Source organism: Tepidibacillus fermentans (assembly GCF_004342885.1).
Taxonomy (GTDB): Bacteria; Bacillota; Bacilli; order Tepidibacillales; family Tepidibacillaceae; genus Tepidibacillus; species Tepidibacillus fermentans.
Window position 1 is genome coordinate 23,627 of sequence record NZ_SMAB01000017.1, and the last position, 24,783, is coordinate 48,409.

30 protein-coding genes and 1 riboswitch are annotated in these 24,783 nt (G+C 38.7%); of the genes, 24 read left to right on the forward strand and 6 right to left on the reverse strand.

What is annotated here, in order from left to right; all coding sequences use genetic code 11:
* Nucleotides 1–26 precede the first annotated feature (26 nt).
* The 14 genes from EDD72_RS09770 (at nt 27) to EDD72_RS09830 (ending at nt 8,133) form a co-directional block, all read left to right on the forward strand.
* The gene (locus EDD72_RS09770; RefSeq protein ID WP_132769811.1) at nt 27–1,457 is read left to right on the forward strand and encodes a phage portal protein; all 1,431 of its coding nucleotides are present in this window, start codon (nt 27–29) and stop codon (nt 1,455–1,457) included.
* Nucleotides 1,457–2,842, forward strand: coding sequence for a phage minor capsid protein (locus EDD72_RS09775; protein ID WP_132769813.1), 1,386 nt, complete (start codon nt 1,457–1,459; stop codon nt 2,840–2,842). The genes EDD72_RS09770 and EDD72_RS09775 overlap by 1 nt, the downstream gene beginning before the upstream one ends.
* A complete protein-coding gene (locus EDD72_RS09780) occupies nt 2,842–3,096 on the forward strand; it encodes a hypothetical protein (RefSeq protein ID WP_207893692.1) in 255 nt (84 codons plus the stop codon). Before EDD72_RS09775 ends, EDD72_RS09780 begins: the two co-directional genes overlap by 1 nt.
* A 147-nt stretch (nt 3,097–3,243) precedes the next feature.
* The gene (locus EDD72_RS09785) at nt 3,244–3,843 is read left to right on the forward strand and encodes a capsid assembly scaffolding protein Gp46 family protein (RefSeq protein WP_132769816.1); all 600 of its coding nucleotides are present in this window, start codon (nt 3,244–3,246) and stop codon (nt 3,841–3,843) included.
* A gap of 30 nt (nt 3,844–3,873) precedes the next feature.
* Nucleotides 3,874–4,710 (forward strand): phage capsid protein, encoded by an 837-nt coding sequence (locus EDD72_RS09790; RefSeq protein WP_132769818.1) that lies wholly within the window; start codon nt 3,874–3,876, stop codon nt 4,708–4,710.
* Between the two features lie 10 nt (nt 4,711–4,720).
* Complete coding sequence (locus EDD72_RS12600) at nt 4,721–4,882, forward strand: hypothetical protein (protein ID WP_165895040.1); 162 nt, start codon at nt 4,721–4,723, stop codon at nt 4,880–4,882.
* Between the two features lie 13 nt (nt 4,883–4,895).
* Nucleotides 4,896–5,387 (forward strand): DnaT-like ssDNA-binding protein, encoded by a 492-nt coding sequence (locus EDD72_RS09795; RefSeq protein WP_132769820.1) that lies wholly within the window; start codon nt 4,896–4,898, stop codon nt 5,385–5,387.
* The gene (locus tag EDD72_RS09800; RefSeq protein WP_132769822.1) at nt 5,384–5,677 is read left to right on the forward strand and encodes a putative minor capsid protein; all 294 of its coding nucleotides are present in this window, start codon (nt 5,384–5,386) and stop codon (nt 5,675–5,677) included. The genes EDD72_RS09795 and EDD72_RS09800 overlap by 4 nt, the downstream gene beginning before the upstream one ends.
* Entirely contained in the window at nt 5,677–6,042 is a 366-nt protein-coding gene (locus EDD72_RS09805) for an HK97 gp10 family phage protein (RefSeq protein ID WP_132769824.1), read from the forward strand. The genes EDD72_RS09800 and EDD72_RS09805 overlap by 1 nt, the downstream gene beginning before the upstream one ends.
* Before the next feature lies 1 nt (nt 6,043).
* Nucleotides 6,044–6,424: a minor capsid protein gene (locus EDD72_RS09810; RefSeq protein WP_132769826.1), complete on the forward strand. Its 381-nt coding sequence runs from the start codon at nt 6,044–6,046 to the stop codon at nt 6,422–6,424.
* A 2-nt stretch (nt 6,425–6,426) separates the two neighbouring features.
* The gene (locus EDD72_RS09815; RefSeq protein WP_132769828.1) at nt 6,427–6,816 is read left to right on the forward strand and encodes a phage tail tube protein; all 390 of its coding nucleotides are present in this window, start codon (nt 6,427–6,429) and stop codon (nt 6,814–6,816) included.
* A gap of 14 nt (nt 6,817–6,830) precedes the next feature.
* Nucleotides 6,831–7,445: a hypothetical protein gene (locus EDD72_RS09820; protein WP_132769830.1), complete on the forward strand. Its 615-nt coding sequence runs from the start codon at nt 6,831–6,833 to the stop codon at nt 7,443–7,445.
* Nucleotides 7,446–7,459: 14 nt separating this feature from the next.
* Nucleotides 7,460–7,798 carry a hypothetical protein gene (locus tag EDD72_RS09825; RefSeq protein ID WP_132769832.1) on the forward strand — a complete coding sequence of 113 codons (339 nt, stop codon included), beginning with the start codon at nt 7,460–7,462 and terminating at the stop codon, nt 7,796–7,798.
* Between the two features lie 8 nt (nt 7,799–7,806).
* Nucleotides 7,807–8,133, forward strand: a complete 327-nt coding sequence (locus EDD72_RS09830) for a hypothetical protein (RefSeq protein ID WP_132769834.1) — start codon at nt 7,807–7,809, stop codon at nt 8,131–8,133.
* On the opposite strand, the gene EDD72_RS09835 is transcribed toward EDD72_RS09830, so the two are convergent.
* Nucleotides 8,134–8,448: a TM2 domain-containing protein gene (locus EDD72_RS09835; protein WP_132769867.1), complete on the reverse strand. Its 315-nt coding sequence runs from the start codon at nt 8,446–8,448 to the stop codon at nt 8,134–8,136.
* Between the two features lie 89 nt (nt 8,449–8,537).
* On the opposite strand from EDD72_RS09835, the gene EDD72_RS09840 reads away from it, so the two are divergent.
* From EDD72_RS09840 to EDD72_RS09865, 8 genes are all read left to right on the forward strand, one after another.
* The gene (locus EDD72_RS09840) at nt 8,538–11,390 is read left to right on the forward strand and encodes a tape measure protein (RefSeq protein ID WP_132769836.1); all 2,853 of its coding nucleotides are present in this window, start codon (nt 8,538–8,540) and stop codon (nt 11,388–11,390) included.
* 13 nt (nt 11,391–11,403) lie between these two features.
* Nucleotides 11,404–11,754: a DUF6711 family protein gene (locus tag EDD72_RS09845; protein ID WP_132769838.1), complete on the forward strand. Its 351-nt coding sequence runs from the start codon at nt 11,404–11,406 to the stop codon at nt 11,752–11,754.
* A 10-nt stretch (nt 11,755–11,764) separates the two neighbouring features.
* Nucleotides 11,765–13,126, forward strand: coding sequence for a hypothetical protein (locus EDD72_RS09850; protein WP_132769840.1), 1,362 nt, complete (start codon nt 11,765–11,767; stop codon nt 13,124–13,126).
* Between the two features lie 158 nt (nt 13,127–13,284).
* On the forward strand, nt 13,285–16,587 hold the full coding sequence (locus EDD72_RS09855) for a LamG domain-containing protein (RefSeq protein WP_132769842.1): 3,303 nt from the start codon (nt 13,285–13,287) through the stop codon (nt 16,585–16,587).
* A complete protein-coding gene (locus EDD72_RS12605) occupies nt 16,584–16,751 on the forward strand; it encodes a hypothetical protein (protein ID WP_165895045.1) in 168 nt (55 codons plus the stop codon). The genes EDD72_RS09855 and EDD72_RS12605 overlap by 4 nt, the downstream gene beginning before the upstream one ends.
* Before the next feature lie 25 nt (nt 16,752–16,776).
* Nucleotides 16,777–16,941: a hypothetical protein gene (locus tag EDD72_RS12610; RefSeq protein ID WP_165895046.1), complete on the forward strand. Its 165-nt coding sequence runs from the start codon at nt 16,777–16,779 to the stop codon at nt 16,939–16,941.
* Nucleotides 16,942–17,029: 88 nt separating this feature from the next.
* A complete protein-coding gene (locus tag EDD72_RS09860; protein WP_132769844.1) occupies nt 17,030–17,440 on the forward strand; it encodes a phage holin family protein in 411 nt (136 codons plus the stop codon).
* The gene (locus EDD72_RS09865) at nt 17,433–18,122 is read left to right on the forward strand and encodes an N-acetylmuramoyl-L-alanine amidase (RefSeq protein ID WP_132769846.1); all 690 of its coding nucleotides are present in this window, start codon (nt 17,433–17,435) and stop codon (nt 18,120–18,122) included. The genes EDD72_RS09860 and EDD72_RS09865 overlap by 8 nt, the downstream gene beginning before the upstream one ends.
* Nucleotides 18,123–18,237: 115 nt before the next feature.
* On the opposite strand, the gene EDD72_RS12870 is transcribed toward EDD72_RS09865, so the two are convergent.
* Entirely contained in the window at nt 18,238–18,966 is a 729-nt protein-coding gene (locus EDD72_RS12870; protein ID WP_243643821.1) for a helix-turn-helix domain-containing protein, read from the reverse strand.
* Nucleotides 18,967–19,009: 43 nt separating this feature from the next.
* A complete protein-coding gene (locus EDD72_RS09875; protein WP_132769848.1) occupies nt 19,010–19,495 on the reverse strand; it encodes a hypothetical protein in 486 nt (161 codons plus the stop codon).
* A gap of 281 nt (nt 19,496–19,776) precedes the next feature.
* On the opposite strand from EDD72_RS09875, the gene EDD72_RS12615 reads away from it, so the two are divergent.
* Entirely contained in the window at nt 19,777–19,926 is a 150-nt protein-coding gene (locus EDD72_RS12615) for a hypothetical protein (RefSeq protein ID WP_165895047.1), read from the forward strand.
* A 25-nt stretch (nt 19,927–19,951) separates the two neighbouring features.
* On the opposite strand, the gene EDD72_RS09880 is transcribed toward EDD72_RS12615, so the two are convergent.
* Entirely contained in the window at nt 19,952–20,350 is a 399-nt protein-coding gene (locus EDD72_RS09880; RefSeq protein ID WP_132769849.1) for a hypothetical protein, read from the reverse strand.
* Between the two features lie 343 nt (nt 20,351–20,693).
* Nucleotides 20,694–21,398 (reverse strand): CBS domain-containing protein, encoded by a 705-nt coding sequence (locus EDD72_RS09885; RefSeq protein ID WP_132769850.1) that lies wholly within the window; start codon nt 21,396–21,398, stop codon nt 20,694–20,696.
* 129 nt (nt 21,399–21,527) lie between these two features.
* Between EDD72_RS09885 and trpS the strand changes: the two genes are divergently transcribed.
* On the forward strand, nt 21,528–22,508 hold the full coding sequence (gene trpS, locus EDD72_RS09890) for a tryptophan--tRNA ligase (RefSeq protein ID WP_132769852.1): 981 nt from the start codon (nt 21,528–21,530) through the stop codon (nt 22,506–22,508).
* A gap of 19 nt (nt 22,509–22,527) precedes the next feature.
* Here the strand turns inward: trpS and EDD72_RS09895 are convergent, their stop codons facing one another.
* Entirely contained in the window at nt 22,528–24,282 is a 1,755-nt protein-coding gene (locus EDD72_RS09895) for a Na+/H+ antiporter NhaC family protein (protein WP_132769854.1), read from the reverse strand.
* A gap of 98 nt (nt 24,283–24,380) precedes the next feature.
* Nucleotides 24,381–24,556: riboswitch (Lysine riboswitch) on the reverse strand.
* Between the last annotated feature and the right edge of the window lie 227 nt (nt 24,557–24,783).

The following is a 24,783-nucleotide window of genomic DNA, read 5'->3' on the forward strand; positions in this document are numbered from 1 at the left end:
TCGTTTCGTATAATAGAGGTGATGATATGATAACTGATTTAAATTTTATTTCGGTAGGCCAGGATTGGCCGCCCAAAAGCGAAATCGAGAGATTAACCTTATACGATAACAACCGTAAATTATTTGAGGGACATCATGAACAGGTATATGCGCAATGGATTAAACTGCTACGTTCGGACCAGGCAGCGACGATGGAGATTATCCTGAACTGGCACAAGCGGTTAAGCACGCTTTGGGCAGACCTGCTCCTGGGGGAATCGCCGAGAATAAGCGCTGGCGACAGGAACAGTCCGGAGCAGCAGAACTTGGAGCGGATAATTAAGGAAAATGATTTAATCAACGCTGCTTACGAGGTGGCATTAGATGTTTCCCGCTATGGAACAGGTCTTTTTAAAGTGCGTTATGATGGCCGGGCAATTATTGAAGCACAAACCCCGCTTGTATGGTTTCCGATAGTGCAGCCGGATAATGTGAAAGAGATTGTGGCCCATGTTTTGGCTTATGTGGTAGAAGAAACTACTCCGACTTTACTGGGCGAGAAAAAACAGCAGTATTTGATAGCCGAAATTCACGAGAAGGGGAAAATCACTACTCGAAGGTATGCACTGAAAGATGGTGTGATTGCCGGAGTACTGGAGGAGGATGAGGTAAGTACCGGCGTTGATGACATCCTGATCGTGCCGGTGAATAATATTCTTACATCGGACCGGGTAACCGGTATGGATGATTATTCTGACTTGGACAGCATAATTCAGGAGCTGGAGATAAGAGTAGCGCAAATAAGCCGCATATTAGACAAGCATGCTGATCCAAACATGCATGGTCCTGATACGGCACTTGAGAAAGATCCCCAGACGGGGCAATGGGTATTTCGTGGTGGTGGCAAATACTTCCCAGTAGGACCGGATGAAAAACCTCCGGGTTATGTTACCTGGGATGGTCAGCTTGAAGCAGCATTCAGGCAGGTTGAATTACTGATGGAGCAGCTCTACATTTTGAGCGAAACTAGCGCTGCTGCATTTGGACAACTAAAAAGCGGACTTGCTGAAAGCGGAAGCGCATTAAGGCGTTTAATGATGGCTCCGTTGGCGAAGGTGAACCGTATTCGGATGAGGTTTGATCCGGCAATAAAGAAGGTATTAAAACTTGCAAGCGAATTGGAAGTAGCACAAGGAATGACTGGTGCAATCAAGCTTGAGAATATCAATATTACTTGGAATGATGGATTACCACAAGATGAGAAAGAACAGGCGGAAATCTACTCCATGCTGGTGCAAAACGGGCTTGTAAGCCGGGAAACTGCTTTGAGACACCTATTCCAGTTTGAAATGGACACTTTGAGAGAAGAACTTATGCGGATAGCTGTAGAGGCAAACGCACAAGTGCCAATGGTATTTAAGCCGACGATACAACAACCGGAGCAGATAACGCCGACAAATACCGGCGGTGGTGAATAATGTCGCAATTGGATGAAGAAAAATTAATCCAGCAACTAATCGAGCTTTACCGCTGGGCCTTTGAGCAAATTCTGCAAATCATCATCACTAAAGAAGCCAAAGGCCACGCGATTGGGTACTGGAAGGATATGCTCAAGGAAGTTTACGACATCTTAAACCAGCTTGATGAAGAAACGCGAAAATGGGTACAGCAGGTAATAGGGCAAGTGTATTCACAGTCCTCGGCTGAAACCTGGGCCTATCTCAATAATCTGGGAATGGCAGTAAAAGAAAATCCCGGCTTTGCTCAGGTTCACCAAAAAGCAATAGATGTGGTAGCCCAGAACATGGTCGTAAGTATGCACGAATCGTTCCAATTTATTGGAAGACGTATTAACGACGTATTCCGGCAGGTGGCATTAGAGGAGACTGGCCGCAAAATGGCCAGCGGTACCACGATAAAGGACATGAAACAGATGGTGATTCAGCGGCTACTTGACCAGGGCCACACAGCTTTTGTGGATAAGCTGGGGAGAAAATGGCGGTTAGATAGCTATGCGGAGATGGTGGCCAGGACTACCACCAGAGAAGCTGCAAGCGCGGCCACGATAAATACCTGCCGGGAAGCGGGACTTGATTTAGTGAAGATAACGACGCATTATCCTACCTGTGAGAAATGTGCTCCGCTCCAGGGTAAGGTATTCAGCATTAGCGGCAAAGATAAACGCTATCCGAAGCTCACTGATGAATACAGACCGCCAATTCATCCAAACTGCCGGCATACTTTACAGCCTTATGTAAGAGAATTAGACCCAGATGCGGATAAGGTACAGAAATACAGCAATACTTCACTTACCAAAGACCCGCGAAGCGAAGAAGAGAAGAAGGCATACAAAGAAATGCGGGATATGGTGACGATAGCTACAAATCGGCGGCGGGCAAGGGAAGTATTGTACAGTGAAAATACCCCACTAGTTGAGAAAGTTAAGGCCGCAGAAAAGCTTAAGAAAAGCTATGAAAAAAGCGGAACGAGACCAGTGGGTAAGGATGCTCAAATAATAAAGCAATATAGTCAATATCTCGATAATTTGAAATTAGGCAAAATAGTCAATATAGATGAGAAGAGTGGTATAATAACTGTGGAGGGGAGAAGTATTCCCCGAAAAGCTTTACCAAATGGAATTGTTGATTTAAAACGAGAGAGTGGAAAAGTTGAGCAACGAAGATTTTACGATGAAAACGGCCATGCTAAATTGGATATTGACTTAACTGACCATAACAAACCATGGTTTCACCCAGTTGTTCCTCATGCACATGATTGGGTAAAGGGGAAACGTTCAAAAAAATGGCGTGAATTAACTAAAGAAGAGAATGAATTAATTAAAGACATTTGGAGTGATGACTGATGATACCGTACGATAAGTACAAAAATATCGAAGAATTTAGGGAAGATATAGACACGGTAGGTGAAATAATTTTTAAATATCGAGACAAAGAATACTCTTTGACCTATGATGGGGAAAAAATTTTCATTGCAGAAAGTTATAAGCAAGAAACTGAGCAAGTATTTAATGGGATTGAGGATTTTTTAAATAACTACAAAATTGACGGAACATCAATTAAAGACTTGGCGACAAAAATTAAAGTAATATCCCACTAATTAACCACCAACCCGGTTAAATCGGTTGAGGTGGTATTTTTATGCCTTGTTTACAAAGCACTTGCAAAAGCAGGCGCTTTTATTTTTGCATATATTACGGCAACGTGCGCCGGTTAAGCACGGAAATTAAAAGGAGGTAATTTTATTATGCAAGATGATGTTTTAAATACCCAAACTAATCCTGCTGACGCTGGGCAGGATAATCAGACACAAAATCAAACAGCGGGTAATGATACTCAGCAGACAAAAACCTTTACTCAAGAAGAAATTGACAGAATAATTGCAGAAAGGTTAAAACGTGAGAAAGAAAAATATAAGGATTACGAACAGCTAAAAAAGGCTGCTGAGGAATTGCAAAAACTGAAGGAAGCGCAAATGACCGAGCAGGAAAAACTGCAGGCCAAACTTGCCGAATACGAAAAGGCATTGCAGGAGAAGGAAAGACTTGCACGGGAAGCGCAGTTACAAACAACAAAGACCAAAATCCTAACCGAAATGGGGCTACCGCTAGACCTGGCGAACCGCATTTTTGGTGAGGATGAGGAAACAATCAGGCAGGACGCGGAAATGCTAAAGAAACTTTTGGGCATTTCCGGGAAACCAATTGGTGGCGGGACTAACCCTGCTGACCAAAAAGGCTATTCCAAAATTTACACCAGGGCGGAGATTAACCGGATGACACCGGATGAAATCAACGCCAACTGGGCAGTAATTCAAGATCAAATGGCCAAAGGTCTAATCAAGTAACTTAAACAAGTAAAAGGAGGATGATTTAATATGGCTATTACAAACTTTATCCCACAAATTTGGGCTGCAAGATTACTTGAGAACTTAAGGAAGAACCTTGTATTTGGTAACGTTGTCAACAGAGATTATGAAGGCGAAATTAGAAACTATGGTGATACTGTTAAAATAAACAACATTGGGCCAATTAGCGTATTTGACTATGTAAAAAATACTGACTTACCAGCACCGGAAACCTTGACTGATGCACAAAGAACATTAGTTATTGATCAGGCGAAAGCATTCAACTTTTTGATTGATGATATTGATCAAGCACAAACAAATCCAAAGCTTATGGATTCAGCTATGCAAGAAGCTGCATATGCATTAGCAGATAAAGCAGACCAATATATAGCTTCTCAATACACATATGCTGCAAATGCAATTGGGGATGATACTACACCAGTTGTTCCCAGTGCTACAACTGCTTACGAATACCTTGTTGATGCTGGTATTAAACTGGATGAAGCGAATATCCCAAGGGTTAATAGATGGGCAATTGTGCCACCATGGTTTTATGGTCTGCTCTTGAAAGATGACAGATTTGTAAAATTCACAGCAAGTGCTGATCGAGTTTTAAGAACTGGAGAAGTCGGAGAAGCTGCTGGATTCACGATTTATACTTCTAATAACATTGCAAACACAACTGGTACGAAATATAAAATCATGGCAGGTCATCAAATGGCTATCACTTATGCTGACCAAATCAATAAAGTTGAAGCATATCGGCCAGAAAAACGCTTTGCCGATGCTCTAAAAGGCTTACACCTCTATGGCGCTAAAACTATTCGTCCGGAGGCATTAGTTGTTATCACAGCAAACAAGGCGTAAGGTGATGTGAATGTGGGTTAAAAACAAAAACACTGGTTTAATATGGGAGGTTGATGGGGAGCTGGCCGACAGGCTCTCCCAAAGCCTTGATTTTGAAGTTGTAGTTGAAAATGAGGAAGAAAAGCAGGAAAAAACACCATCCAGGAAGAAATCTCCCGGCAAAAACAGTTAAGGAGTGATGCCTTATGGCCTTACAGGTGGGCATTAATAGCTATGTTGACCTAACCAAAGCAGAAGAATACTTTGCCGGGAAGCTTTTTGCAGATGAGTGGCTTAATGCGGATAGTACTATGAAAGAAAAGGCGCTGATTGAAGCAACTCGCCGGATTAACCGATTGCAATACAAAGGAATAAAAGCCGACCCAGATCAACTTTTAGAATTTCCCAGAGCTTATCCGTCCTTTGGTGCGCCAGAACGGGAGCGGAGCTTTAACTTTACAATTGGCTACGTCTACGAAGACACAATAAACGAAAACGTTAAAGCTGCAACATGTGAAGAAGCTCTGGCTGTACTGAAATACGGCAACAGCGCCAGGACAAAAGCCCAAGAGCAAAATGTAGTCCGGGTAAGCTTTGGGGACGTAAGCGAAGAATATCGGGCAAGTTTAAAGCTGTTGAGTAAGGAAGCATTAGAGCTACTCAAGCCCTACCTTGCCGGGGCGGTGGCGATAAGATGATAAAAGACTATCTCAATCAAACTGCAACGCTTAAAACTACAACTGGTTATAACGAATACGGCGAACCTGTATCAAGTACAAAAACCATTTCCTGTCGTTTTGAGATGAAAAGGAAACTTGTAAGGGATAAGCAAGGCAATCAGGTAGTTTCAGAAGCGACGATGTACTGCATAGACTCAATTGGTCCAGATGACCGGGTAGTTTATAACGGCAAAGAATACGTCGTAATCACCGTAAGCGAGATTGTGGACCTGGATGGTAAGATTACTCATTACGAGGTGGCGCTATAATGGCCAACTTTAATCTAAGATGGGATGATACTAAAGCAAAAACTATTGCAAAGATGGCAGCAACTAACGCACTTATGAAATGTGCTGCGGACTTACAGAGAAAGTCAGCAGAACAGGCGCCAATTGATACAGGTGATCTGAGGGCGAATTGCAGTGTTAGTCCGCTCAAAGTAAACGGGAATAAACTTGAGGTAAGGGTAGGTTATGACCTACCGTATGCGATTGTGCAGCATGAGAGACTTGATTTTAATCATCCCAAGGGTGGCGGGCCTAAGTATCTTGAAAATCCTTTTAATGAAAACAAAGCTAAATATCATGCCTACATTGATAAGGTAATTAAGGACACTCTGAGAGTGAGTGATTAGTATGTTGCTTGATGATATTGCTTTATATCTGCAACAAAAAGGAATAGGCACAATAGGCACAGATATATTCAAGGGGCAACTTCCGGCTACTCCAGATAACGCAATTGCCCTTTTTGAGTATGCTGGCGAACCGCAGGATTTGACAGATGCAAACTTAGAATATCCAGGGTTGCAGGTTTTAGTAAGAAATAAAAGTTACTCTGCAGGAAGACAAAAAATAGAGCAGGTTAGAAATACACTGCATGGCTTGACAGAGACAGTAATCAACAATGTTAGATATTTGCTCATTCAAGCAAAGCAAAGCCCGGAAGCTCTGCCGAGAGATGAGAGCGACAGAGCTATTTTTGTTGTCAATTTCAGAATAATTAAGGAGGTTGGTTAAAGATGGCTATTAGTGGCAAATCAGGAAGCGTTTATATTGGTGCTAATAAAGTAGCTGAAATAGATCAATGGAGTGTTGATTTCAAGGCTGATACGAAAGAAACTACCAATTTTGACAGCAACGGCTGGAAAGAATTTATCCAGACGATTAACGAATGGTCCGGTAAAATAGAAGGGAATTTCAAGCCTACCGATACAACAGGGCAGGCGGCTTTAATTAACGCATTTATGAACGGAACCACAGTCGATGTTGAGTTTAGAATAGACAGCACAAAGAAAATTACTGGCACTGCATATCTTGAAAGCATTGGACTTGAAGCAAAAGTTGACGACAAACAAACATTCAAAGCAGATTTCAGAGGGACCGGACAACCTACCGTAACCTTAACATAGTGAGGTGAAATGATATGGCATTAGCGGGCAAGGTTGCAGCGGTATATGTTTCTGACGTTACCGCTGCTCCTGTTACTTTTACTGACCAAGCTACTACAGCAGATGCAACTTACACACGTTATCAGGTCACGAATACAGCTTATAGATACTGGAACCCGACATCACCCGTAACCGTGAAAAAAAATGGCTCTATCATTACAAGCGGATTTAAGCTTGAGTATGCAGGCGGTTATGTTGTTTTTGATACGCCGCTTACTGCTACAGATGTAGTAACTGTGAGCGGCAAAGCCTTGACAATGGTACAATGTGGTGGATTTTTTAACTGGAGTGTAGACTTGAAGGCTGACGTCAAAGAAGTTACTACCTTTAACAGCAATGGCTGGAAAAATTTTATACAGACGGTTGATGGTTGGAGTGGAAAAGCAGAAGCTTACTGGGGCGATGATAGATTTTTCAAATCACTTGGGCAATTGGTAGTAGTTAAGCTCTATATCGACAGCGGAGCAAGTCAGAGATGTCTCGAAGGCTTTGCAATTATTACAAGCGAAGGCATAGAAGATAAGGTTGATGATGTTGTGCAAGATAAAATCGATTTTGAAGGCGTAGGGCAATTATACGTGAGATTATAGGGAGGTTTTAGTTTATGAGGACTAAGGTTATAACATTTGCTGGTAAGACAATAACTGTTGAGGAAAAAAAGATAGGTGAATTAGAACAGCTTTTAGCAAAACTTTTCCCTGCGACAAAAGGAAAGATTAAAGATTTAGGCAAGGCATTAGATAATTTAGAAATTGATTGGGATTTACTTTACAAAAAGATACCTGCCATTTTCCCGGACATAACCGAAACTGATGTTAAAAACGCATATATAAGTGAATTGGAGGAGCTTATTCAAGCATTTATCGAAGTAAATTTTTTCGGATTGAAGAAGCTGATACCGAAACTGGTGTCTTTGGTTCAGCTTGGATCAACGCAGAAATAGTAACGCTATTGGCAAGAGAGTTTGGCTGGAATATTGATGAGATAAAGCAGCTAAGGCCCAGCGAGCTTTATGCAATCGTGGAGGAAATAAGAAAACAGAAGCTATTAGAAGAGTACAAGCAACAAATGAACGGCTGGGCTTTTCTGGCTGCGGTAATCGTGAACAGCTTTATTGCTCTTGGTGGGGAAAAGGACATGGTCGAGCCAGAAGATTTTATCAGCAAAGATTTTAAGAAGCAGGTTGAGGCAATACTAAAAGCCCAGTCGCAAGAGAAAGACGACTGGGCTTTGTTAATCGAAGATGCCAAAGCTAAAGGATTAAAAGGGCCGTGGTAGTTATTGTTGTGGCAAAGAACGCATCTTTTTTACTTTATCTATAATTTCCATTTCTAATTCGAGATTTTTATGTTCTAAGCGTTTGCCTATAAAAAAGGCATCAATTAAGGTCCAAATGCCCAGTCCGCCTAAAGTTAATGTCATAGTAATACCTCTACCAATATCACCTAAATAATATCTATGACCGCCTAAACCGCCAAGAAAAAGCCATAAAATCCACATAGCAGTTGAACTTTTTTTCTTTCTTTCTAATTCCATGTTTACTAAAGTTAATTCTTCCGCAGTTAAATCTTTCTTTAAAGATAGTAAATCAATATTCATATAAATCCTCCTTATTTTATTTTTTTACTAAGTTCTACAAAAAAAAATATATTCCTTCTTTTTCTAAAAGGTGGTGATAAAGTGTGAAAGTTGGAGAACTTTTCGCAGTATTGGGCGTAGATATGTCGCAATACGATAAAGATTTAGCAGTAGCACAAACGAAAGCAAGAACGGTAGGAAACACAATAAGCGATATATTTAGAAATGCAGTGTCTTTTTCCATTGGAATGGGTTTATTTAATGCTATTCAAAATGGATTTAGAAGTCTTGTTGGAACGATTTTTGACTTTAATACAATGATGGAAAATGCGAAAATAGGCTTTACAACAATGTTAGGTAGTGCACAACAGGCAAAAAGCTTTTTGGAGAGTTTGCAAGATTTTGCTGATAAAACTCCATTCGAGTTCCCTCAATTGCAAGATAGTGCAAAAATGCTAATGGCATTTGGCTTTGAAGCTAAAGATGTTTTACCTATCATGAAGGCAGTAGGGGACGCTGCGGCAGGAGTAGGTGGAGGAGAAGAAACAATTAGTAGGATAACTTACGCCCTTGGGCAAATGAGGAATGCAGGTAGAGTTACTGCTCAAGATATGATGCAGTTAACAAGTGCGGGTATTCCCGCTTGGCATATATTAGCTAAAGCAATAGGAAAAACAGTTCCAGAAGTAAGAAAATTGGCTGAAGAAGGTTTAATACCAGCAGATAAGGCAGTTAATGTATTGGTTGTAGGAATGGAAGAACGATTCAAAGACTTAATGAAAAACATGGAAAATACTTGGCAAGGCATTACTTCAACAATTAAGGATACATTAAGAGGAATAATTGGCAAAGCAACAGAAGGAGCGTTTGAAGGTTTAAAGAATTGGTTAAAAGGGGTTAGAGATTGGCTACAGCAATTTAAGAGCGAAATAGAAAAGGGTGGACTTCAGTATGCAATAAGTGAAATGTTCGGGCCAAACGTTTTATTTGCTTTTCAAATGATTGGAGATGCTGTTAAAGGGATTTGGGGCATAATTTCGGGGTTAGTAAATTTTATTCGAAGCAATTGGAACATTTTTAGGCCAATGGCTTTAGGAGCTTTACTTTTATTTACATCAACCAAGCTTGTGGCATTAGGTATGAATATCGCAAGTCAAGCTACTTTGTTTTGGAAATCAATCATGGCGGTTGCCAACGGGACAGCTAAAGCTGCGTCAATTGGGCAAATACTTTTAGCAAATGCCATCAATTATTACAGATTACAAATGAAACTTGCCAACGCAGAGGGCATAGCATCAGTTGGGGTTTTTGGAGCGATTAAAATAGCTGCTACGGCTGCATGGAGAGCTATTCTTGGGCCAATTGGAATCGCTATTGGTGCCATAGCCGCTTTAATTGTTGCCGGGATACTGGTTTATAAAAACTGGGATAAGGTGAAATACTACGGTTTGCAAGCCTGGGGAGCGTTGAAAATCGGGATAGCTTATATTGTCTACGGTATAATCAGCTACTATAAATTGTTACTCGGATGGATACCGGGTATAGGGGAAGCTTTTGGGAAAGCTCAAAACGCTTTAATGGATTACATTAACAAAGAAAAAACAATCTTAGCCACCAGGAAACCAGGAAGCCCAGCGGAAGGTTCTAATGACATTTCCGAGTTGCAAAAACTAAAACAACTTGCTAATCGCCAAAACGAAATTGCCAATAGTGCTGGGAATGCGGCTAATGCAATAAATAAACAGGCTGATGCGATTAGAAATCTTGGGAAAGCGGCTAAAAATACCGCCGACAATTTACAATCCTTCGATGAAATGCACAGATTACAGCAGGCAAACACAGGAAGTGACGGAGAGACCGGAGGATTGCCACCTATTAAATTGCCTGGGGTAGATTTAACTAATTTATCAAAAGGAATAGAAGAAGCGACCAAACAATTAGGGAATTTAGCTAAAATAGATATCCCAAACACTTTAAGCGAAATTAAAAAAAGCGGAAGTGAGAAACTTGAAGGCATAAAAGAAACTTTTGCTAAAAAATGGGAAGAGATTAAGAGAAGAATTGGCGATGTATGGGACGGTCTTAAATCAACTTTAAGCTGGGATAACATTAAAAAGAAAATATTAGACGCTTGGGAAACATTTAAAAACAGCGATGTTGTATTAAAATGGAACGAAATTAAGAGCAAGATTAAGCAGAAATACGAAGAATTAAAAACAGATTTACCTAATACTTGGAATGGAATAAAAGCCAAAATTTTAGAGAAATGGGAGAGTTTTAAAAATACTGACGTTGCGACGAAGTGGGAAAGCATTAAAAACAAGATATTAGAAAAGATTGGAAATTTAAAAACCGAGTTACCAAGCAAGTGGAGCGCAGTCAAAAATGGTATTTTATCAGCTTGGGAAACATTTAAGAGATCTGACGTTGCGACGAAGTGGGAAAGCATTAAAAACAAGATATTAGAATACTTTGACCACAAGAAGAACCCCCTAACAAAGCCGTTCGAGTGGGGTAAAAATTTAATCAAAAATATTGTAGACGGGATAAAAAGTAAGGTTAACGAAGTCAAAAAGGCTGGAGGTACAATAGCTAAGATATTTAAAGACCTGTTAGGTTTTAGTTCTCCAACAAAAGAAGGACCTGGAAGCACAGCGGATAAATGGATGCCTAACTTTATGGATATGTTAGCGCAGGGTATTTACAGCAATGTTAGCAATATTAAGGCGGCTGTAAATGCCACCGCTGGTGTTTTGCAGGGAGTAGCTATTCAACCTCAGTTAGGCTTAGCTGCAAATAATATTTCTGTTTCACGAAGCCAGGAAACACCAAAAAGTATATATGATAGACCAATTGAACTAACCATTAACCTTGGCGGCCATACGATATTCAAAGAAATTATTAACGGCATAAACATGGTACAAAGGCAAGCAGGGAAAAACCTTATAACGATATAGGAGGGGTGGTAATATGCTGAAGATTAATGGGGTGGCTATTGCCACTCCTTCGACTTTTGAGGTGAATATTTACGACATTGATGGCGAAAGTAACCGGAACGCGAAAGGTGAGCTTATCCGGGATAGAATAGCGACGAAAAGGAAGTTAAAATGCGAGTGGCCACCTTTAACAATGGCCAACATTTCTGCAATTCTTCAAGCAACCAGCGCTGAATTTTTTACAGTTGAATACCCAGACCCAATGGCCGGAGCGGTAATTACTAAAACCTTCTATGTGGGTGATAGATCCGCACCGATACTTAAAAAAGATAGCTCTGGGAACTATACCTGGCAGGGATTAAGTTTAAGCTTTATTGAGAAGTAGGTGAGAGGGAATGTACAATGTATCGCAGGCTTTTAAGGATACAATAAAGCAGTCAGGAAGAACGATAAAAGCAAAGGTGCAAATCAATAATAATACCTACTATGAGGATAATATCGTTGATTTGGCTTACGAAGACACCAGCAATCCCGACAGTGCTTTTGAAATAGGAACGAACGCAGCCGCCACGCTTAATATTTTCTTGGTAAACGTCAATGAAGTCTTTGAAACTGCCACTATTAAGCCATATCTTGGCTTAGATATGGCTGGAACAATAGAGTATGTACCATTGGGAGTATTTTATGTCGATAAGGTAACATGGAATAAAAACATAGCAAAGTTAACGTGCTATGATGGCATGGTAAAGCTGGAGCAACAATATATTAGTGGATTAACTTACCCGGCAACTTTAACGGATGTAGTAAACGAAATATGCACTAAGACTGGGATACAATTTGTCGGGACGCTACCAAACTATACTATATCAAAGTTAGAAGGCTACACTTTCCGGGAAGTAATCGGTTATGTAGCTTCCCTGTGTGGTGGCTTTGCAAAGTTTAACCGGGATGGGAAATTAGAAATACGAAGCTATGCTTCGACGGTGTCGGAAACAATTACCGGAGACAATTACATTGATTTTAATAAGACAAAGGATAATCTATTCAGGATAGACAAAGTCACAGCAATTATTGGGGACACCACTTTAAGCAAGGGAACAATAAGTGCTGGAGGTAGCGAAGTAGTCTTTGAAAATCCCTGGGTTACAGACCAGATACTAACTGATATTTACAACAAGCTTAATGGCTTTTCTTATTATCCGGCGAAATTAAAGTGGCAGGGCAATCCAGCAATTGAGTGCGGAGATAAAGTCGAGATAACCACCACCGACAACCAAACCTTTTACATTCCAGTTATGCGTCATTTCTTAAAATACTCCGGTGGACTTACATCTGAAATTGAGACTATTGGGGAGACAGAAAACAAAAATGCCTTCAACACTGCAGGAACTATTTCACAAAAGATTGAAAGGGTAGTTCATGAACAAGTATTGATCAATCAAGCACTAATTAACAAAGCCGATATTGAAGATTTAAATGCAGTAAACGCTAGAATAGACAATCTAAAAGTAGATACAGCGATGATTAATGATTTAGCAGTAACAAACGCAAAAATTGCGAATGCAAGTATAGACAATGCAAAGATTGCTTCTTTAGCTGTAGGTACTGCAAACATACAAGATAGTGCGATAACCAATGCAAAAATTGCGAATGCAAGTATAGACAATGCAAAGATTGCTTCTTTAGCTGTAGGTACTGCAAACATACAAGATAGTGCGATAACCAATGCAAAAATTGCGAATGCAATGCAAGTATAGACAATGCAAAGATTGCTTCTTTAGCTGTAGGTACTGCAAACATACAAGATAGTGCGATAACCAATGCAAAAATTGCGAATGCAGCTATTGATAACGCCAAAATTGCAGACGCTTCAATATCTACAGCTAAAATTCAAAATGGTGCTATTACAACAGCTTTGATAGGAACAGGTGCAGTACAAACAGCACAAATTGCAGATGGTAGTATCACGGATGCAAAAATTGTTAGTTTAACAGCAACTAAAATAACGTCCGGGACTATTGATACTGGACAAGTAACTGTGCAAGGTGCGAACGGAAAATTACGTATTAGTGGCAACCGTCTACAAGTGTTCGACAATCAACAAACACCCGTCGAGCGTGTTTCGTTAGGTGATGTAAATGGTGATGGTACCGTTTACGGTTTAAGAGTTAGAAGCGCAGATGGAGCGACTGTTTTATATGACCACAACGGTGTTTATTCGGCTGGTATTACAGATGGGGCAATTACAAATCCTAAAATCTCAAGTGGAGCAGTAGACAATCGAGTAATTGCCGCGAATGCTATTACAGCCGATAAAATCGTTGCTGGTACGATTACAGGTGATAAAATAGCGTCTAATACTATAACTGCAAACAATATTGCGGCAAATACCATCACAGCAGGTAGTGCTATCATTGCAGATGGTGCTATAACTACTGCGAAAATTGGTGATGGTTCAATCACTACAGTTAAAATTGAGGATGCGTCAATAACAAGTGCTAAAATAGGCGCTGCTCAAGTTGATACAGTCAATATTAAAGATGGTTCAATAACAAATGCAAAAATATCAGATTTGTCAGCAGACAAAATAACTTCAGGTGTTATTGATTCATCTATAGTAAATGTAGGAAATGACAAAATTGAATTAAATGGATATACAGGGAACATAAATCTAAAACGAGATGACAAAACTTTAGGTGTAACACTTGGGAGATATAATTATGATACTGGCGTTAGTGATGCTACATTTAGTAGAAGTAGTATCGCATACAAACAAGATGGCACACAAGTCGTAACAAACACACCACGATTCGAGACAGGCAAATTCGGCAAGGCAATCATGGTGGAAGAGGGGACGCAGAACTTACTCAAGAACGCCAGCTTTGAGGTGTACACGGGAACGACTGGTGTGGCGGATGGGTGGAGTAACTGGGTAAAAACTGGTGTAACTGCAGTTTATTCTATTGATACTACTATTTATCGGTCATCTGGGTTGAAGTCGCAAAAAATAGAGATAACAGCAAATTCTTCTGGTACGACTGGTGGGCAATGCTCATTGTATCAAGATGTCGCTGTCGGTGCTTCTGTTAATATTACTCATTCCATTTATTATCAGATTTCTGGAGTAGATGTAAAAATAGGAGTTGCCGGTACTGCATTTGACAGCACAGGTGCGGTAATATCTACTTTCATGAGTACAACATCACCAACAGGAAATACATCAGGTTGGCAACGATTATATGTATCAGGAGTTACTCCCGCAAACACTGCAAAAGTTAGATTTGATATATCTTTCCAAGTCAATGTTGCAAATGCACTTGGTACTATTTGGATTGATGATGCTCAGTTAGAACAAAAATCCTACCCAACATCAATCATCTTTGCCAACGACACCACGACGCAAGCTACCCGCTCCGCCGAGACCATGACTATCCCAACGACGGGGGTATTGAATCCGCAGGAGGGGACGGTGGAGTGCTGGTGCGTGTTACCTAATATTCCTAGAGACGGCGATATACTTGTTGGTACTGATTCTGGCTGGGGTGGTCGCATATGGCTGCCATTTAAATCTGCAGGCATACCACGTATTTCAATCTATACAAGTAATATCAATTCTGATGTGCTTATTTACGATGTACCATCTCAATATTTAAATACATGGGTTTATTTAGTAGTTACTTGGGATGGGCAAACAAAGAAACTTTATTTAAATGGGCAAATGGTTGCTAGTAAATCTTACACAGGAACATTTAATATTACTACATCATCGTTTATGATAGGTAAATCATTAAACTCCCTCATCGACGACCTTCGCATTTCCAGACGTGCTAGAACTGATGCAGAAATAGCGGCTGCGTATGCGAGCAATACGCCATTAATTGCTGATGAATATACAACATACAAATTGGAATTTGATGGCAGCCTAAATAAAATTTCATCAAATTATGGATTGAAAGTATTGGATGGATATATTGATGCTTCGTCTATTACAACAGGCACACTTGATGCCTCAAAAGTAAATGTTGTCAACTTAAACGCATCAAATATTACAACAGGAACGCTAAAATCAATAACAATTGATTCGGTCACTGGCGTTTATAGTGGTGACATTAAAACAGCAAACCTATTTATTGACGGACAAGGCGGGCAAAATGATGGGCTCGGCATGGGTGCAATTACAGTAAAAGTACCTAATAGTGTAGGGACTAGCACAATGTATACGATAGGCGCTAGTCGACTAGGGTCTGGAGATGACTTTGAAGTGTACCTTGGATTCACTGATAGGATTGGCGGAACGGTTACATCATTAACACAAGTAAAAATTGATGCTGGAATGTTATACACAACTGGACACATACACAGCTTGGAGTACATTGAAGCAGATGGCGATTATTATTTAGCTTCTGGTAAGCAAATTACAAGCAAATATAACAACGGCCCGATCTTAAAAGACCACGCAAACGGTAATATTACGCTTAATGCAGCTGGCGGTTCTTTATATTTAGGTTATTACAATACAGGAGTAATTTATAATCAAGTAAAAACATTTATGCCTAATGGCTCTGGCATAAAAGGCAACAATACTGGGAATGCAAATGTATCTTATTTTGCATTTTACGAAAGTGATGGAGCTACACGTCAAGGATGGATAGGTGCAGGTAGTTCATCAAATAGCGATATATATCTTTCCGCTGATGTCGGCAGTGTCAGGTTGAACGCTTATAACTCTATCGTCTATTTCGGGTCAACTTCGGTAGATTATGGTGGCGGTAATGCTCGTTGGAGACGGGATGCATCAAACTATATCTATCAAGATGGATCGCAGGTTGTGTTCTACATTGGTGGTGAAGCAAAACATACATTTAGGTCTGATGGGACTAAGTCTGGTGGGTCTATCGTAATTGACGGAAAAAACTACGGTATGTCGCCTATCGACAGTCCGCGAACGTTGATCAGTGACCTAATGCAAGGGATTAATGTGTCAACGACAGGAACAAAAGTTTATCTGGATTCAGTCTTCTACAAAACTATCAATGGATATTCACTTTTCTTTAATAAAAACGGAATCGAAATAGTAGAACAAGCACCTGACTATTTCGTCATAAAAAGCACTGACGTTGATAAAGTTGTAGATGTTTTTATCATAGGTACACGTGTTGGAGAAGAAGGAAAATACTACTATAACCTTGACATCATTGATGGAGGTGTTTCATCTTGATAAAATGGTACAACGAAAAGAAACGAATTGAAGTGGCTGAAATTGACGAAATGACAGGAGAATATCTTATAGATGCCGTAATCCCAGAAGATCGGTTTAATGGAAAGAAGCACATCAAAGTAAAACCTCCAAAAAATCTAAAAAACCGAAATGGGATAAGATAGATAAGATGTGGATGGAGGGGTAATAATGGCAAAATTTGAATTTAACGAGAATCAGATCAACAATATAATGGTATTTTTAAATCGAGTGCCAGTAACTGGATTTAAGGAAATTGAAGCTATGAATGAGATTATAAGAATTTTTCAGAATCCAATAATTGAGCAAGATAATATGGTGACACCTAAAAAATAGGTGTTTTTATTGGTGTTTTTTATTAATGTAGATAAGCTGCCCAATTTGGGTAGCTTTTTTATATTCATAATAAAAAAGGAGGATTCATATGGAACGATTAGATGTATTTCTTAAAACAGCAATATCATTTTTTGGGGCCACAGCCTCTTATTTTTATGGTGGGTGGTCGGCATTGCTTGGTGTTTTACTCTCTTTTGTAATCATCGACTATATCACCGGCGTGATCGCAGCAAGCATTGAGAGCAAACTGAAAAGTTCAATTGGTTTGATTGGAATCGCACGAAAAGTATATATTTTCGTCCTGATTGCTATCGCACATCTTGTAGATCAGACGCTTGGTGACGCTCATTTCATTCGAGACGCAACAATTTTCTTTTATTTAGCTAACGAACTTTTATCGATCTTTGAGAACATCGGTAGGACAGGCTTGCCATTGCCTGAAGTATTAAAAAATGCAGTAGAAGTTTTGAAACAGAAAGGGGATAGAAGCAATGAGTAAAATTTTTATCGACGCTGGACACGGTGGGAATGATCCAGGAGCCGTTGGAAATGGTATTCAAGAGAAAAATATAACACTTAAACTTGCCACAATGTTACGTGACTTCTTAATCAAGAATTATGTTTGTGAAGTCAAAATGACACGTGAAGCGGATGTATTTGTTGAATTATCTCAACGTGATAATATTGCAAACAATTGGAAAGCTGATTACTTCATTAGCCTTCATGTCAATGCAGGTGGTGGACAAGGGTTTGAGTCGCACATCTATAATGGAACGGTGAGTGCTAAGACAATAGCCATGCAGAATGTCATACACGGTGAAGTCATGTCTTATTTGAAACAATTTAACATCACAGACAGAGGAAAGAAACGTTCTAACTTTTCTGTCGTTCGTGAGACAAAAATGCCAGCTATCTTAACGGAGAATCTGTTCATCGATAACTCAAGAGAAGCTGGGTTACTTAAAGATGATAAATTCTTGCGAGGATTGGCAGAGGCACACGGTAGAGGATTAGCGAAAGGATTAGGATTACAAGTGAAGCCTGTGGAATCGAAGTCAAAAACTTCAAACAAACTATTATATAAAGTACAAGTAGGAGTTTTTGCAGAGAAAGCAAATGCCGATCGTCTAGCTGCTGAATTGAAAGCAAAAGGTTACAATGTTTTTGTAGTACAAGAGTAAAAGTAGTAAGCCCCTGGCCAATCGGTTAGGGGCTTTTTTTTGTTTTAAAGTAATTTTTTATAATTTTAGCATTATGCTTCTTTACAAAATAACCAAATGTATCAATTTTGTATCACTATTTTCTAATTACTAGTTGAGCGTAAATGGTTTCGGCTTTATCATTGATAAAAATTTTATGTTCATAAGAACCGTAAAACACGTTATGCTCACCGTATTCTTCAAATAATTCGCTTATAATTAAGCGTTTTATTTTTTCTTTTTCTATGTCTGTGTACTCAATTTCTTTTTCATCTAGTATATCTTCAATCTCATCAATGTAATCGCACGCATAAAACATGTCCGCTTTATCAACAGATATTTTCAATCCATTTACATAATTTTCAACAATCTCCTTCATCCACGAATTATCTAGACGACCAGCTACACGTTCCATCCCTTTGTGGGTAACTAACCACGTGCCACCACTTTTCCGTGCTTCGCTTATTTTAAACTTTCCCCGCTCGATCCATTTCGTTACCGTATTCTGTCCCAAACCCCATATTTTCTCCGCTTCTCGAGCCGTATAAACAGATACGATTGGAGAGATGGTACCGTCAATAAGGTACACCTCGACAATGTAAAAACCTTCATCATCTGCTGGATGGATTTCGATCATAACTCTTCCTGCGTGTTTTCCTTTTTCGTTCGTTAGACTGACCTCTCTACGCTCGAGAGGGTAAATAAAGTCTAAAGAATCTAAATGCCATTCGTACGCTCCTTCAATCATTTGGAAAACTTTTTCAATCGCTTCCTCAAATGCTGCATCTTTACCTAAACACTCTTCTTTAAATAATAACATTGCCATTTTAATTTCCCCTTTCGTTATTTTTGACAGGAGGAGATAAAGATTATAAGTATAATTTGGAACGCATACGATCAAATGCTGATTGTAAACGCCCACTTAAAAACTGATAGGAGAACATATACAACAAGCATTCCTCATCGATTCTTCCGCGGTGGATTACGTTCGTCTGCGTAAAATGAATCCAATAATCTGCGCGGTCTTTATTCATAAATTCATCGAGCGCCGCAAGAATTTCTTCTTTCTTTTTCGCGCGATAAGCATCGTCTTTTTTCTCGAAAAATTCCGCTTTTTCTAATTTAGAAACGAACATATCAACTGCTTTCTCTACGATCGGAACTAACTTAGCGCGAACATCATTAGCCCACGCAACCTGTTTTTCTGTCCCTTTTAAAGTTGGTAACACTTTTTCTCTCATCTTTTTCACCTCTGCCCATACTGTTTTAAGCGCTAGAGCCATGCGAGCTACCCAATCACCAATCATTGTTTTCGCTAAAGCAACTGCTTTTTTCATGATCTCTTTTTTGTTCATTGTTTACTCCTCCTGTCTTGTATTTAACCTTCTGATTTTATTATATACACTTTGTGTCTAAAATACAAGACATTTTCAAAATTTCTTTTCGACATTTTTCGAAAAAAAAGAAACGCCAATGCAACCAAAATTGCAACCGAAATGGTTGCAAATGATTGAAAAATACAAGTTAACTAAGAAATATAAAATAGAAAAAATCAGTAACGTAAAGGTTTTTAAAAAACTTATGTATATATTGAAAAAGTACTTATCAAACTTCAAAACCGAGTGGGCGGCACGTGATGTCGCTGGTAGGTTCGATTCCTATCCACTCCCGCCAATACTTAAAAAGGCAACAACCACAAGGGTTTGTGGTTGTTTTTTTATTAGATAAACTGAATATGGAAGTAACATCAAGTGAAAATAAAAAAGGTTTGCAAACCAATTGCTAACCTTCGTGTCAAGATATATCATTTATTATAAACTTGTCATTCTTTCTACTTCTGATTCTAACTTAAAAATGCGTTTGTTAAGCACTTGAATTTCCGCATCTCGTTGATCTAGTTTATTGTTAATTGTTTGTAACATGGCATGAACGTCTTCCTGATGGCTTTCTTCTATGCGTCGAACAGTGGCTTTGACTTCACTTACATCAACCTGTAACTGAGCTAATTTAGTTTCAATAATATCAAAGCGGTTGTTCACGTTAGATTTTATATCTTGTATTTCTGACTTTGTAGCCATGTTAGCCTTCATATCTTGTAATTCTGACTTTGTGACCATGTTAGATTTTATATCTTGTATTTCTGACTTTGTAGCCATGTTAGCCTTCATATCCGCAAGTTCATCTAGAAGTTTTTTGAGCATTTCTTCCATGATTTCGCCTCTTTTGTTTATCTTCAAACTTACGACCTGCTCACATCTTTGTTAATCTATCAAATCCTATGAACATTCCCCTTGTTTTTCCTTTGGTAAGAAAAAGCAGCTATTATCTGTCTATCCTTGTTACAATTATACTTTTTAAAACTCTAATTTTAAATATTTTTCCGCACAAGAGTATTACAAGAAAAAGCTTCTTTAAATTCTTGAGAAGCATTAAATAGCATACAAAATGAATGGAAAAAAATCACTCAATTTCCGTTAAAGAAAATGAGTGGTTAAAGTCACAACATCAAGGCCAAAAAGATCTCCATATTCTCGGTGTAAGAATTGATAGGGATCATTGCAAATGCATCATATCCCATAAGGTAATGATACCAAGCAAAGGTTCTTTATGATCTCCATGTTCTGTAATCAATAACGCATCAATCCGATAGGTACCTTCTTCGACATTCTTGCGAAAGATATCTTTAATATCGTAAATGTTCATTTCTTGATGAATGAAGCGATAATTTTCATCTTTTTTCTTTTCATGTGTTAGTACATCTTTTAGATAAACATTTGAAAAAGATAAGGGTTCTTTATCGACGTGTTTCGCGATCCAATTGGTAATCCCGTCTTTCGTTAATAGGCCAAGAAATTTTTGCTTATCATAGATTGGAAACTTCGAATAAGAAAACGTGTTAATTGCACGTAAAATGTCTTTTAATGTATGAGTCGATTGAAACGTGGTCACTTTTTTTTGGAATAAAGGAACGACTTTCATCGGTTGCCTTAATTCTTGTTCAATCTTCTCAATCAGTTGAACGACTTGATCATGAGGTTCCGCGATTGCATAATTCACATCAATCGAATCATGGACAATTGCATTTCGTAGGTCGCTAAATTCTTTTAAGTCATCATAGTATTTCATGACAATTGGGTTATATTTTTTGACATATCCAATTAAACGTGAGAAGGGTACATAATGATCATAAGGAGCATGTTTTCTTAAAATTTTCTCAATGGAATTAAATGCGATCAAGAAGCGATCTGAATTGCGCACTTAGAATCCCCCTTTTATTTAAATGGGCCCCTTTTTTGATAACATTATAGCACGATCAATTGCAACATTGGAAAAAATCATATAAACTGAAATGTAAATGAAAAAAGGTTAGATAGGAGAGAAAGAGAAATGAAACGAGTTTTTTCTGGGATACAGCCTAGTGGAGTGATGACAATAGGAAATTACCTTGGGGCGATGAAAAATTTCGTAAAACTTCAGGATGAAACAGAGAGTATCTTTTGTATTGTCGATATGCACGCTATTACCGTTCCTCAAGATCCAAAAGAATTAAAGGAAAATACGTTAAAATTAGCTGCATTATATCTTGCATCGGGTATTGATCCAAATAAATCTACATTATTTGTTCAATCTCATGTACCTGCTCATACAGAGTTAGGATGGATTATGCAATGTGTTGGTTACTTTGGTGAGTACGGGCGAATGACCCAATTTAAAGATAAATCTGCGAAGAAGGAGAATTTTACTGCAGGGCTTTTTACCTATCCTGCACTAATGGCCGCTGATATTCTATTATATGATGCTGATCTCGTACCTGTAGGAGAAGATCAAAAGCAACATTTAGAATTAACAAGGGATCTTGCAGAACGATTCAATCATAAATATGGAGAAACATTTGTCTTGCCAGAGCCATATATCCCAAAAGTTGGCGGTCGAATCATGAGTTTACAAGATCCAACGAAGAAAATGAGCAAAAGCGATGAAAATCAAGGAGCTTTTATCTCGATATTGGATGAACCGGATGTGATTCAGAAGAAAATTTCTCGGGCTGTAACAGATTCTCTTAATACCATCCGTTATAATCCTGAAGAACAACCGGCGATTAGCAATCTCCTAACTATCTACTCTTTGTTTGCAGAAAAAAGTATTGAAGAGATTGAACAGATGTATGCTGGGAAGGGGTATGGAGCTTTAAAAAAAGACTTGGCAGAAGTGATTATTCAAGGACTTAAACCCATTCAGGAACGTTATTATGAATTAGTCAAATCTGATGAATTAATTGAAATTTTGAAAGAAGGTGCAGAAAGAGCAGCTTCCATCGCCAATCGCAAAATGAAAGAAGTGAAAGAACGGATGGGTTTTATTGTGTAATAGAAAAACGCTGAGTTAATTACTCAGCGTTTTTTGCTTCTCTTAATGGATAAGGGACTGTACTTTCATTCGTTTCTAGAGGTTTACCAACGAATCTTACAAGTAAGAAAATTGCTAGGATTGCAATTGGCAATGCGATCCATACGGATACCCCTAGTCCTACTGGTAAATACCCAAATAGGACGGTGATAAATGCAACAGGGAGTGCATAGTCTAATTGTGTTCTCACATGATCCAAATGGTCACTACCTGCTCCCATCGAAGAAAGAATTGTGGTATCTGAAATTGGTGAAGCATGATCACCAAAGATTGCACCTGTTAACACAGCCCCAGCACTCATGATAATGAATTTAGGATCAGGTGATAATGCTGCAGCTAATGGAATGGTAAGTGGCATGAGTATTCCCATCGTACCATAAGATGTACCTGTCGCAAAGGAAATAATTGCTCCCAGTATAAAGATAATCGATGGTAAGATAAACGCCGGTAACTTATCAGAGAGTAAACCAACTAGATATTTTGCAGTTCCTAATTCTTTCATTGTACTACTTAAGGACCAAGCGAGAAGTAAGATGACTCCGGTAATCAGTAAAGATTTCATTCCATTGATCCAAGTTTCAATCGCTTCACCAACCGTGAAGATTCGTTTCGCAACACCCATAATAATGGCTACGATACTAGAGAATAAAGCGGCTTGGAATAATACAACACTTGCGTCTGAAGCACCGAATGTTTCACGAATGGTTTTTAAAGAGAATGGATGGGATTGAATAAATTGAATCAGTTCCTTATCTTCACCATCTACAATTGCCATATAACCATTATAGTAAAAACCAACAAATGAGAGAATCATTAATAAACCGATCGGTATAATTGCTGTCCAAATACTTAATTGAATGCCTTCTTTTGGTTGATTATCTTTGTCATCGACAGCCATTGGTTTCGCTGTATCGGCAAGAACTTTTCCTGTTGTTCTGGCACGATATTCTGCTTGATACATCGAACCAAAGTCTCTCATCATTAATGCAATTGCGAGTATGAATACTAAAATTAAAATATTATAAAAACGGAAAGGAATGGTATCAATGAATACTCCATATGCGTTAACCGTTTGACCGATAGAGGAATAGGCATCTTTAATTAGACCTACTTCATATCCGATCCAAGTGGAAACAATCATGATTCCAGCAATTGGAGCTGCAGTTGCATCAACAATAAAAGCGAGTTTTTCTCTCGATATTTTTAGTTTATCAGTAACAGGTCGCATGATTGGACCAACAATCAGGGAATTCGCATAATCATCAAAGAAAACTAAGATTCCCATCAGCCATGTAATAATTTGCGCACTCCTTGGAGTTTTTGCTCGTTTTGCTAACGATTCAGCAACAGCCTTAGCACCACCCATTTTGGTTACAAGACCAATGAGTCCACCAATTGCTAATACTTGCAAGATAATCCCGGCGTTCCAAGGATCTGCAAGTGAATTAAGGATATATTGGACAACTTGTAATAATGCCTGAATGAGCGACATAAATGCATTATGTGCGCTTAATTGGAGGAGAAATGCGCCAGAAAAAACACCAAGAAATAATGATAACACAACATTCTTCGTAATAAATGCGAGAATAATTGCAATTAAAGGTGGAATGAGTGTCCAAAAACCATATATACTAGCATTTTTTGCAGCTTGATCCGCTTCTTCTGCAAAAACAGGTATCGAGCCACTGATAAAAAATAACATACTAAAGAGTAAGATTTGAAATTTTTGTCTCATAAGTAGCCTCCTTCATTTTTGAGAAAACAAAAAACCTTGAAGCACCAACAATGCTTCAAGGTTCTAATCCTCTAGTTAAAAAGGAATAAAAACTCTTGACCATCGATAGCGCTCCACAAACTTGACGTTTGTGACAGTTCTGTACATATTCTGCACAGACCCAGCGTATGATTTTTTGGCGAAAATCATACACTTCGGCAGTACTTCCTTTTAAGTTATTCCAATTGCCATGATGAATAACTTTACTCTTAAGCACCGCACCTCTATCTACATTTCAACACTATACAATTCCTTTCTCCTATTTAACAGGTTACTAAGGAAAAGTATTTATGTCAACAAAAAAATGAATAAATTGTGAAGTTCAAGGGTAATACCAGAATCAAATCTTATATAAAAAATGATATGAGTAAAATATTTCTCGAGGAGATTGGTAGAAAATACTAGCAAAAAAAGAGAAGGCGTTCTATCGTAAATGTATGCTTTAGCAGGCAAATACATTTA

What these genes read in the sequence shown, in the direction of transcription:
- EDD72_RS09770 (WP_132769811.1), top strand. Translation starts at nt 27, where the DNA reads ATGATAACTGATTTAAATTTTATTTCGGTAGGCCAGGATTGGCCGCCC.
- EDD72_RS09775 (WP_132769813.1), top strand. Translation starts at nt 1,457, where the DNA reads ATGTCGCAATTGGATGAAGAAAAATTAATCCAGCAACTAATCGAGCTT.
- EDD72_RS09780 (WP_207893692.1), top strand. Translation starts at nt 2,842, where the DNA reads ATGATACCGTACGATAAGTACAAAAATATCGAAGAATTTAGGGAAGAT.
- EDD72_RS09785 (WP_132769816.1), top strand. Translation starts at nt 3,244, where the DNA reads ATGCAAGATGATGTTTTAAATACCCAAACTAATCCTGCTGACGCTGGG.
- EDD72_RS09790 (WP_132769818.1), top strand. Translation starts at nt 3,874, where the DNA reads ATGGCTATTACAAACTTTATCCCACAAATTTGGGCTGCAAGATTACTT.
- EDD72_RS12600 (WP_165895040.1), top strand. Translation starts at nt 4,721, where the DNA reads ATGTGGGTTAAAAACAAAAACACTGGTTTAATATGGGAGGTTGATGGG.
- EDD72_RS09795 (WP_132769820.1), top strand. Translation starts at nt 4,896, where the DNA reads ATGGCCTTACAGGTGGGCATTAATAGCTATGTTGACCTAACCAAAGCA.
- EDD72_RS09800 (WP_132769822.1), top strand. Translation starts at nt 5,384, where the DNA reads ATGATAAAAGACTATCTCAATCAAACTGCAACGCTTAAAACTACAACT.
- EDD72_RS09805 (WP_132769824.1), top strand. Translation starts at nt 5,677, where the DNA reads ATGGCCAACTTTAATCTAAGATGGGATGATACTAAAGCAAAAACTATT.
- EDD72_RS09810 (WP_132769826.1), top strand. Translation starts at nt 6,044, where the DNA reads ATGTTGCTTGATGATATTGCTTTATATCTGCAACAAAAAGGAATAGGC.
- EDD72_RS09815 (WP_132769828.1), top strand. Translation starts at nt 6,427, where the DNA reads ATGGCTATTAGTGGCAAATCAGGAAGCGTTTATATTGGTGCTAATAAA.
- EDD72_RS09820 (WP_132769830.1), top strand. Translation starts at nt 6,831, where the DNA reads ATGGCATTAGCGGGCAAGGTTGCAGCGGTATATGTTTCTGACGTTACC.
- EDD72_RS09825 (WP_132769832.1), top strand. Translation starts at nt 7,460, where the DNA reads ATGAGGACTAAGGTTATAACATTTGCTGGTAAGACAATAACTGTTGAG.
- EDD72_RS09845 (WP_132769838.1), top strand. Translation starts at nt 11,404, where the DNA reads ATGCTGAAGATTAATGGGGTGGCTATTGCCACTCCTTCGACTTTTGAG.
- EDD72_RS09850 (WP_132769840.1), top strand. Translation starts at nt 11,765, where the DNA reads ATGTACAATGTATCGCAGGCTTTTAAGGATACAATAAAGCAGTCAGGA.
- EDD72_RS12610 (WP_165895046.1), top strand. Translation starts at nt 16,777, where the DNA reads ATGGCAAAATTTGAATTTAACGAGAATCAGATCAACAATATAATGGTA.
- EDD72_RS09860 (WP_132769844.1), top strand. Translation starts at nt 17,030, where the DNA reads ATGGAACGATTAGATGTATTTCTTAAAACAGCAATATCATTTTTTGGG.
- EDD72_RS09865 (WP_132769846.1), top strand. Translation starts at nt 17,433, where the DNA reads ATGAGTAAAATTTTTATCGACGCTGGACACGGTGGGAATGATCCAGGA.
- EDD72_RS12870 (WP_243643821.1), bottom strand. Translation starts at nt 18,966, where the DNA reads ATGGCAATGTTATTATTTAAAGAAGAGTGTTTAGGTAAAGATGCAGCA.
- EDD72_RS09875 (WP_132769848.1), bottom strand. Translation starts at nt 19,495, where the DNA reads ATGAACAAAAAAGAGATCATGAAAAAAGCAGTTGCTTTAGCGAAAACA.
- EDD72_RS12615 (WP_165895047.1), top strand. Translation starts at nt 19,777, where the DNA reads ATGTCGCTGGTAGGTTCGATTCCTATCCACTCCCGCCAATACTTAAAA.
- EDD72_RS09880 (WP_132769849.1), bottom strand. Translation starts at nt 20,350, where the DNA reads ATGGAAGAAATGCTCAAAAAACTTCTAGATGAACTTGCGGATATGAAG.
- trpS (WP_132769852.1), top strand. Translation starts at nt 21,528, where the DNA reads ATGAAACGAGTTTTTTCTGGGATACAGCCTAGTGGAGTGATGACAATA.
- EDD72_RS09895 (WP_132769854.1), bottom strand. Translation starts at nt 24,282, where the DNA reads ATGAGACAAAAATTTCAAATCTTACTCTTTAGTATGTTATTTTTTATC.